The following is a 9,581-nucleotide window of genomic DNA, read 5'->3' as shown; positions in this document are numbered from 1 at the left end:
TACAATCTCTTTTTCATTACCTATATCCCACTACGTTGTAACTCGTCCAAGGATATACAATTAAACAACATCTCAAGTTATCTTAGTCGTAATAAGTTGGCCAGCTTCATTAATAGTAACTTTCCATTTCACTCCACTAACAGTCTTCATGATTATACCTTTACTTGCCTCTATTTCAATATCTCCAAACATTCTTCCGCCAGTTGTCGCTAACCAAGCGTTCCCGTTTTCCATAGAAGACCTTGCAAAAATACGATTAATTCGAAAACGCTTATGATCTTGAGAATAACCACTTAATGTAATTCTAACTTTATATAACTGACTCGCCTTCATATTCGATATAATTGTATCGCCAACATTTAATGGAACATCCAACGCGATAACCCAACTTCCAGTTGCGCTTAATGCATATTCAATTTTAATTTTCTTTGGGCTCTCTCCCCACCCAAAATACATTCCAAAACAATTTAACATTTGTATTGGTTTTTTCGTAAAATCCAGTTCAATTACAACTGGATTACTATCTGGAACGTCAATATAGTTTACACTTTGTTCATCTATTAAATTAAAGCAATTTGCGAGATTCCCCCCGTAAGGCACTTTCCCACTTACTTGCTTAATCGTATACTTCTGCTGAGCATTTACTAAAATATCATCTTGATTCCCTATTAAATGTGGTTTATTTAACGTAATCGGTAACTGAATTCGAAGAGATTCTTCATAGGTAGACTTACAAACATTGTATTGTCCTTTATCTACAATAGTTGTCGAAAGCAGATTTGAAAAAAGGTAGTTACGATGAGAATTGGAAGAAAATTCAATAACAATTTGTTCACTACTCATCCGGTACGTATCCCAGATCATACAATCAAATGTATTATACGCACCTGAACAACGAATTACTTTTTCCGTTTGTTGTCTACATTGCACTTGAATATCATGAAACGTATTTCCTGAACTTTCATTTGGCAAATCACTATTTCCATCTACTTCAATCCCATACACACATCCATCAATAAATATAGATTGAAATACATTGGCGTTAATCCAGCAAGGTGTATTGATATCATTTATATATTCTGTCTTCAAATGTATTGCAGTTCGAAAGTTTTTAATTTGAATAAATTTAACTTGAAAGAAACTAATAAAATCCCATGCCTTTTGACAATAAAAATGTATAGCTTTTCCTTTATACGATGGAGTTGTATTTATTATATTTATATTTGATATAACAGATTGATTAGGTACTTCGATTTGTTGTGAACCAGAAACATAAATAACAGCAGATTGAAACAATGGATTTATAACTTGAAGAGTACCACCAACTATCGAAGCGTTACTTTGTAGCTCAAATGCATTAAAATCCCCATCAATTTGCAGTGTTACGGTAGGATCCAACTCTAATCTTACGTTTGATTTAATAACAATCGACTTTACAATTTTGTACGTATTTATCCCTGTAATTCTAACCGTCGAAATTCGATTCGCTACACAATAATCAATAGCTTGCTGAATTGCTAATGAGCTATCATTTCCCGAGTTTGGAACTGCGCCAAAACAATCAATATGAACGCTACTTTCTGGCGCACAATCTTCTTGGGATGAAATATATTCTGACAAAATAAATTCACTCCTCATATTACCTTTTTCATATAATATGTGAGTTGTCTCTTAAAAGTTTCTATAATAAAAAAAACAAACGACCTACTCGGTCATTTGTTTAATTCATATATATTTTTCGTTTCCTCTATCATTTTAGTTAACGAGAAATATCTCATTGCTTTCTCTCGTGCTTTCAATCTAATATCATTTACCCTTTGTTCATTCCCTTGTAGTTCCTCAAGCGCACTTGCGAATTTCGTTTCGCAATATTCAGATATTAAAACACCTGACTCTCCATCTATTACCGCTTCATGTATTCCACCAACATCTATTGAAACAATTGGTGTCCCTGTAGCCATCGCTTCAATTACTACCATTGGAAACACTTCACGAAAAGATAATAAAAGTAAGGCGTCCATATTCCCTATAAACTCATGCGGCTCTGAAATATTCCCTAGCATCTTCACCCTTTGCTGCAATCCATATTTTTCTATTTCTTTCATAATCGATTCTTTCTCTGGTCCATCACCAGCAATATAAAACATAAAATCATTTCTCTTTTTCAACACATTTGCAATTTTGACAAATAGTTGATGGTTTTTCTCTTTGGATAATCTAGCTAATATCCCTATTTTATATGTAGATTCTTTCTTTTTCTGCTGGAATAAAAACTTTTCAATATCGACACCGTTATAAATTGTATTTATTTTTTCTTCTGCTACATGAATTGAAATTAAATTATTCTTCTCAAACTCACTTACTGTAATAATATTGTTCACATATTTATTCATGAAATAACGAAAAAGCGTTGGCATTTTCTTTTCTAATATCGTTACATTATGTTTCGTATAAACAATTTTCATCTTTTTTTTAATAAACTTTTGAATTAGAAAAGCATATAATACCATTCGCAAACTATTTGCATGAATAAGCTCTATCTTTCGTTTACAAATTTCGTTTCGTAAATAATAAATATTTCTCAAATGATTCCATCGACTAAGTAATATAAAATTTTCTTTTCTAGTAAGAGATTCATATAGTTCTCCATCACCTGCAGCTGTATAAATCTTAAAATCATCATAACGCAAATTACTTTCCAATTTACAAAAATAGCTCTCGGCTCCGCCAGTTATCAATTTATCTGTCATCAACAGTATATTCATAATTGCGTCTTCCCAACTACATTGATTTTATTTTTTTTATAAGCATGATAAGCATACTTACTAAAATAGTAAAAAATTTGCACCGAATTCAGTCGTTCTTGTTCCCTTAACAATTTCCAATACCGGAAAGCTGCTCTAATTTTATTTCTAGAAACAGAATTTGTAACAATTCTATATTTTGCTAACACTTGCTGTATCCCTTTTGCTTCATACCCTTCATGTAATAAGTTCAGCCATAACGCTGTATCTTCCGGCTGTATACTAGGCATTTCGACATATGGAATTTTTTCACGATCAATCATCACTGTTAAACAACCGATAATTGTATTTCCTACTAAATAATGATAGTCAACAGATTTTGGTGCACTCACTTCACGATTTAATTCATTACCGTTTTCATCAATTAAACTATACGACGCATATGAAAAAGCAATATTCATTTCTTCCATAAATAACAATTGTGTCTTCAATTTATGCGGCAACCATATATCATCGCTATCTAAAAAGGCAATGTACCTTCCTCTCGCCTCTTGGATCGCTAAATTCCGAGCTTTAGCAGCACCAACATTTTCTTTTAATGATAATAACCTAATTCGTGAGTCTCCTTCTATTATCTCTTTAATTTTTGCGGCAGATTGGTCGGTTGAACCGTCATCAACGATAATCATTTCCCAGTTTTCATACGATTGATTCTGTACAGATGAAATTGTCTCACCTATAAATCGTATACTATTATAAGAAGGTGTTATTACAGAAACATAAGGCGGCTCGTTATGTGCTGATAGACATTTTACCATCTATCTTTCCCCTTCCTTCATATATTGAAATATACTTCACAACAACTGCTAAAAATAAAAAGAACGCTTCGTTAATAATGAGTGACAATGACATCATCTGAAATAAAAATGCAATCATAGTCAATAGAAGGTATGGTTTTTCACGAAACAAAGTATGCTGCGCTAACTTAAACATTAATATGAATAAAAACGCACTATATAGAAGAAAACCAATTGTACCCGACTCAGACAAAATTTCTAAAAATGTATTGTGTACATATAATTTTTCATTAAATTGATACTCATAATAATTCGAGAAGTTAAACGCACCAATTCCGATATATGGATTGGATAAATAATATTTAAAAGCAGCTTCCCATAATGTAAATCTACCACTTCCATTATCATGGGAAAAATCAGAAATTCGTTTATTTAATATGTCATCTAATTGGCCCCCCATTACACTATTCGATAAACTAAAAATAACTACACTAAACAATACTAAACTCATAATTATTTTTATTTTTTTAGCGAAACTAGACATACATATATATACAAAAATGACAAGCACAAGCGCTAATATTCCCCCTCTTGAAAAGGTTAATAGACTCGTCGTAACACATAAAATTAACCCTAAGATGTTAGTGATATTTTGCAAATTCGTCATATAGTACATAAAAAATATTGTATTATAGAAAATAAAAATGTTAGGATCATCTAGCAATCCAATTAACCGTGGATATCCTCTATCAACTAATAATCCAGCAAAAATTTCTCTCTCTTCTCCACCGTATAAACTAAAGTATTGTAAACCGATTATATAGAGTAGTAGACTTACAACATTAAATACTATTCCTACATAAGCAATAGATGATTCAAGTACCACTATTTCAGTATTCCCCAATAAATTTCTCATTATAAAATAGCATCCTAAAACGAGTAGCACGCCAAAAATCATACGAATACTAGCATTTAAATACATAGAAAGAATTCCGCTTAAACAATAAATGAAATAAAACATTAAAAATATAACTTCATGAAAATATAACTTTTGAATATGAAAGTCTTTAATTGTTAAACAAAAATATATGACTAAAAAAACCATATATATCTTCAATGAAAATCCAATATATAAATTGTATTTACTTAACATGACAAATAATATTAGAAGAATAATCCATCCCATTGATACTTTCATATTATTTTCCATAGGCTATATCCCCTGTTTCGTAATATAATCCTTTTTGCGTATTTTTCTTATAAAAGAAAGAAGAAGTTTTTTTAGCTCATAATCATATAGGAATATGGCAGCTACTACAATTAGTATATTAAGAACAAGCGCAATTAAATGATATGTATGCAATATATATTGCACTCCAATAAAGGTTACACCAAAATAAATTGTATACGGTATTACAATTTGGAATACAATTTTTTTCTTCACTACACTTACCGCTATATATCCCACTAAAGCGACTATTTCAAATAAAACCATAGCGTATGCCGCTCCTATCACTCCACCAAGACTACTAAAGCTATAAAGCATAACCCCACCTATCACCAATGCTACACACTGCACAACAGTCCTCTTATTTTGACAACCACTCGTCGTTAAACCGTCAGCAATGGCAATATTTAAACTTTGTAGCACAATAAGAAATGATAATATTTGGAGTGGTTCTACTGCATTCCTCCATTCTTCATGAAAAAATATAGAAATAAAGTATGGTGCTAAATGATATAAACCGATCGTCATACATATTCCTACAATCGCCATTGATTTAATTTGAAGTAAATTTAATTTCGTATGCTCTTCTATATTATTCTGGTTATAATGCTTAAAGAGCACCGGAAAAAATGCACCTGCAATTACCCCTGGTACTTGATATAAAGCTGCCGGCATCCGGTACGCCACTGCAAAAACACCTACCATACTTAATGGCAATGTATAGTTAAGCAAGATAGGCGCTAATTGTGGCGTACTCATTATTAAAAAACCGCTAATAATAAAGGGAGTTAATTGCCAAAATAACGCTTTATGAATTACGACTTTCATATTCATTTTCGTCTTTCTTCTCATGATATATATACTGAATAAACCACCAATCATATACCCAAAAGCATATAAACGAGCTGTTACATACACCGGTAACTCTCCGAAAATACAAAAACATGTAATTATAATGACAACTGATGCTGATACAACTTTTATGAGCGCTATATACTTCATACGTTCCGTCAGTTGAAAATAGGCAATCCCTATGTTTTGCCAAGTTAATCCTATTAACATGAAAAACATTACGTTTATCATCATATAAATTAAATTTTTATCCGCATACATATAATGAATAGCAATATAACCGATGATAGAAATAAAAATAAGTAGAATCATCCTTATTTTTATATACGATGATAAAATCTTCTCTAAATCTGCTCCATCCTTTGCCCCTTCTCGAAGAAACGTATTACTAAGTCCTAAGTCTGTAAAGAATAACATAACAAACGTCACTGCTATGGCAACACTAAACATCCCATAATGTTGTGCGTTAAAAAAGTTTGCTAAAACAATTAAACTGACGGCCTGAAGAAGGTTAGCTAAAATCGTACTATAAAATAGATGGATAATATTGCTTAGAATAGATCTACCCATACAAGTTCTCCTTTGCAAGTAACCTACTTACATATGTTGTTTGTTTACATATATATTTATCTTGCACCATTACCGTTCAATACAATTAAAACGGTTTTACATAAAATACGGATGTCCATCCGAAATGTTTTCATTTCAATATACTCCATGTCCAGCCTCAACTTTTCCTTTGGATCAAGATTATACCCTCCATTTATTTGTGCCCATCCTGTTAGTCCTGGTTTTACTATTAAACGTTCCTTAAATTCTGGAATATACGCATCAAACTCATTATAAAAAAACTCTCTCTCTGGTCTAGGGCCTACAAAAGACATATCTCCTCTTAAAATGTTTAAGAGCTGTGGTAATTCATCAATTCTCGTTTTTCTTATAAACAATCCAACTTTTGTAATTCTTTGATCATGTTCTTTTGCCCATTGTGGTCCGTTCATTTCAGCATCCTTTACCATCGACCTTAATTTAAATACATTAAACTTCTTCCCGTTTATACCTAAACGTTCTTGAAAGTATATTGGAGCCCCTGATGTTTCTAAGGTAATCATAATACAAAAGAACAACATAATTGGTATTGTTAATAGTAACAATATGATTGAAAATATAATATCAAACAAGCGTTTTACACTTCGATTCAATATGCTAGGCTTTTCTTGAGCCGGAATCGTATACAACTTGGCTTGATTTGTTTCACGAATCATGGATCGTTACCCCCACATTCAAGAATATAAAATTATACCTATTAATTCACATTCTTTCCTATTTATATCCGCTATTACTTTTTGCACTGTACGTAATGAATCTTTTTGCTTTTTAACTGCTAAAACCACTCCATCGCATTTCCCTGCAATAATGTGCGTAGCAGGAAGTTCAAATACTTCAGAAGAATAAACGAAAATGTAATCAAAATCTTCTTTCCACTTAGCAATCGCATTATCAAATTCATCCATAGCAACTAAAGGCGTCCCTGTGTGTACTGTTTTTTTTGCAGGAATACAATATAAGTATTTAGACAAATTACTAGAAAAAGATTCATAATTGCAGGAGGAGGAGCTTATTATATCGTTTACTGTTATCATGTGATCACTTTGTAATAATACATGTAATTTAGGGTCAGAAAAATTCACATCAATAAGTAACACCTTTTTCTTCATTTCTGCAAACACTAGACTCATATTTACTATAAGTGAGGCAACAACCCCTCTGTCCTTCGTTGAACTAACTGTGAATAGTTGTTTTCCAGATTTTTTCAGCTCGTGATACACCGTATAAAACTGCTCTTTCATCAGATCATCATGCAAATCGAATGGCAGCTGTTTCTTTGTCCTAAACATCGACATGTTCACCTCGATATATAGATGATTGTTTATCAATCTCTGTAGATTTCTGTTTTCTATTCGGTTTCACATTTATGTGACCAATAACAGAGACTGTTGTTATTTTCTCTAAATCTTGTTCCGTGTATATACGTTCATCAAAATAATCTCGAAATACAGCTAAACCTATCCCAACAAAAAAACTAACAATTAAAGAAATAGGAATGATCAGTTGAAATTTCGGAAACAATTTTTCAGCCTGTTCCTGTAACTCAGGATCCGTCAACACTTTCACACCTTGTACATTTGTGTACTGTTGAAAACTTTGTTGTGATTGCTCTGCCAATGTCTTTACAATGTCTTTCACGATTTTCGGATTGGAATCTTTTACTGTAACAGTTACAATTTGTGAGTTGTCCGTATTCACAACCGAGATTTTTTGTGCTAATTCATAACTTGATTGCTCTAATTTCAAAGTTTTTTTGACTGTTGAAATAATTAATGGGCTTTTTAAAATATCAACATACGATGTTACTAGTTGCTTATTTTCTTGTGTTTTATTTGTTGAATTTTCCTTATTAAACTCATCTAAATTCCCAACAAGAATTTGCGTTGAATATTGATATGACGGCTTTAAAACATACATAGAGATAAGAACTAAAGAAGCGGTTAAACAACACATCGTTAAAATAATCGTTACGAATCTTCTTTTCAGTAATTGTTGAAAATCTTTTATACTCATTTCTTGCTTCAATTATTTCACCGCCCTTTTCTGAATAACATCCTGCAATTCACTCTTTACAGATAACCCTTTCTCTCTTCTATCCACTTGTTTTGTTACATACTTTCCGACTCCGAATGCAAATTTTTCTACATATACATACGAAAGCATTGCAAGTATAAACGAAAAAACAAGTGAAAAAATTAAAATAATAGGCAACGGTAATATTTCATGGAGCATGTATATAAGGGAAAACAACGATATAATATGGTATAAATAAAGACTGTAAGAAATCTTCCCCAAATATAACAAATATTTATTATGTAGCAAGGACGACAAAGTTGATATTGACAAACTTAATATGACAAATAGACTTGCACTTATCGCCACTACGTAGTCTCGAAATATAAAATTATTGAGCACTTTAATTTCTCCTATAAGCCCTTCATACATAAAAAGTAAAATCGCAAATAAAAACCATGCAATTTTTGTGTTTTTAGTACAATTACTATAAAAAACTATTAAATTATTTTTATACTTCGCAACTAGTGCTCCTAGTAAAAACAGTACTGTGTAATGCAATGTTAATGCATAGCTTGTTAATGTTAAGCCCGAGCGAAACAAAAATAATATTACGACAGAACATATACTAAAACTAAACAATAATAGTAATGAACACCTTAACGTTTTTCGTAAGCAAATCATCAAAATTAACGGAAAAATTATTGATATTCGCATTTCATGGACAAGTGACCAAATCACACCGTTATATGCATCTGTATTATATTTCCCAACCAATAAAATATGTTGTGCGATTAAGCTTGAAGAACTTTCAATCGTCCATGAGCGATTAAACCATTCACTTAAATAAGAAATACCATATTCACTAATTGTAATCTGGCATACAATAGCTATAATTATTGCCACAATATAAGGAATATATATTCTGCATATACGTTTTAAAAGGTATGACCCATAGCTACTATAGTTTTTTTGAATAGATTCATACAAAACAAATCCGCTCAAAACAAAAAAGATAATAACTGATTCGTTACCACTACTAAAAATTAGACGAGCAGGCGTTTCTTTTAATAGATACACAACAAATGGTTTATTATCTTCATAACTGTAATTTTGAAATGCTGAAAAAATCATTAAATGATGACCAATCATTACTACTAATGAAGAAATCCCTCTTATAGAGTCCAATTCTTCGTATCTTTTCATCTTTTTACATCAACTCCTAATGAAATGATAATAATCATTTCAAAGCGACATCTTTATTCATATTCCTCTCCTTTCTTTTCATTCCAATTTTTCATATTAAAATGATTTTATAGTATAAATTTGAGTGTATTG

General features: G+C 31.4%; 9 protein-coding genes. All 9 read right to left on the bottom strand.

The genetic code is table 11. The annotated features are described in order from the left end of the window. Positions 1-72 precede the first annotated feature (72 nt). Positions 73-1,620 (bottom strand): glycoside hydrolase family protein, encoded by a 1,548-nt coding sequence (locus DN401_RS02210; RefSeq protein WP_149287487.1) that lies wholly within the window; start codon positions 1,618-1,620, stop codon positions 73-75. Positions 1,621-1,712: 92 nt separating this feature from the next. Further along, positions 1,713-2,765, bottom strand: a complete 1,053-nt coding sequence (locus DN401_RS02205; protein WP_121868169.1) for a glycosyltransferase family 4 protein — start codon at positions 2,763-2,765, stop codon at positions 1,713-1,715. Beyond that, positions 2,762-3,562, bottom strand: a complete 801-nt coding sequence (locus DN401_RS02200; RefSeq protein ID WP_059303975.1) for a glycosyltransferase family 2 protein — start codon at positions 3,560-3,562, stop codon at positions 2,762-2,764. The genes DN401_RS02205 and DN401_RS02200 overlap by 4 nt, the downstream gene beginning before the upstream one ends. Beyond that, on the bottom strand, positions 3,537-4,751 hold the full coding sequence (locus DN401_RS02195) for an O-antigen ligase family protein (protein ID WP_025688381.1): 1,215 nt from the start codon (positions 4,749-4,751) through the stop codon (positions 3,537-3,539). The genes DN401_RS02200 and DN401_RS02195 overlap by 26 nt, the downstream gene beginning before the upstream one ends. 3 nt (positions 4,752-4,754) lie before the next feature. Next, entirely contained in the window at positions 4,755-6,191 is a 1,437-nt protein-coding gene (locus DN401_RS02190; RefSeq protein ID WP_000533741.1) for an oligosaccharide flippase family protein, read from the bottom strand. A gap of 56 nt (positions 6,192-6,247) precedes the next feature. Further along, positions 6,248-6,886: a sugar transferase gene (locus DN401_RS02185; protein WP_000617648.1), complete on the bottom strand. Its 639-nt coding sequence runs from the start codon at positions 6,884-6,886 to the stop codon at positions 6,248-6,250. A gap of 18 nt (positions 6,887-6,904) precedes the next feature. Further along, a complete protein-coding gene (locus DN401_RS02180) occupies positions 6,905-7,525 on the bottom strand; it encodes a CpsD/CapB family tyrosine-protein kinase (RefSeq protein ID WP_002182617.1) in 621 nt (206 codons plus the stop codon). Next, the gene (locus tag DN401_RS02175) at positions 7,512-8,255 is read right to left on the bottom strand and encodes a YveK family protein (protein WP_000807058.1); all 744 of its coding nucleotides are present in this window, start codon (positions 8,253-8,255) and stop codon (positions 7,512-7,514) included. The genes DN401_RS02180 and DN401_RS02175 overlap by 14 nt, the downstream gene beginning before the upstream one ends. Beyond that, complete coding sequence (locus DN401_RS02170) at positions 8,256-9,449, bottom strand: acyltransferase family protein (RefSeq protein ID WP_000833055.1); 1,194 nt, start codon at positions 9,447-9,449, stop codon at positions 8,256-8,258. Between the last annotated feature and the right edge of the window lie 132 nt (positions 9,450-9,581).

Origin of the sequence: Bacillus sp. BF2-3 (genome assembly GCF_008368795.1) — a bacterium.
GTDB lineage: Bacteria > Bacillota > Bacilli > Bacillales > Bacillaceae_G > Bacillus_A > Bacillus_A cereus.
This window is presented reverse-complemented; position numbering and strand designations above follow the sequence as displayed.

Bases quoted from the DNA above. Each gene is read 5' to 3' on its own strand.
- DN401_RS02205 (WP_121868169.1), bottom strand. From the start codon at position 2,765: ATGAATATACTGTTGATGACAGATAAATTGATAACTGGCGGAGCCGAG.
- DN401_RS02200 (WP_059303975.1), bottom strand. From the start codon at position 3,562: ATGGTAAAATGTCTATCAGCACATAACGAGCCGCCTTATGTTTCTGTA.
- DN401_RS02195 (WP_025688381.1), bottom strand. From the start codon at position 4,751: ATGGAAAATAATATGAAAGTATCAATGGGATGGATTATTCTTCTAATA.
- DN401_RS02190 (WP_000533741.1), bottom strand. From the start codon at position 6,191: ATGGGTAGATCTATTCTAAGCAATATTATCCATCTATTTTATAGTACG.
- DN401_RS02185 (WP_000617648.1), bottom strand. From the start codon at position 6,886: ATGATTCGTGAAACAAATCAAGCCAAGTTGTATACGATTCCGGCTCAA.
- DN401_RS02180 (WP_002182617.1), bottom strand. From the start codon at position 7,525: ATGTCGATGTTTAGGACAAAGAAACAGCTGCCATTCGATTTGCATGAT.
- DN401_RS02170 (WP_000833055.1), bottom strand. From the start codon at position 9,449: ATGAAAAGATACGAAGAATTGGACTCTATAAGAGGGATTTCTTCATTA.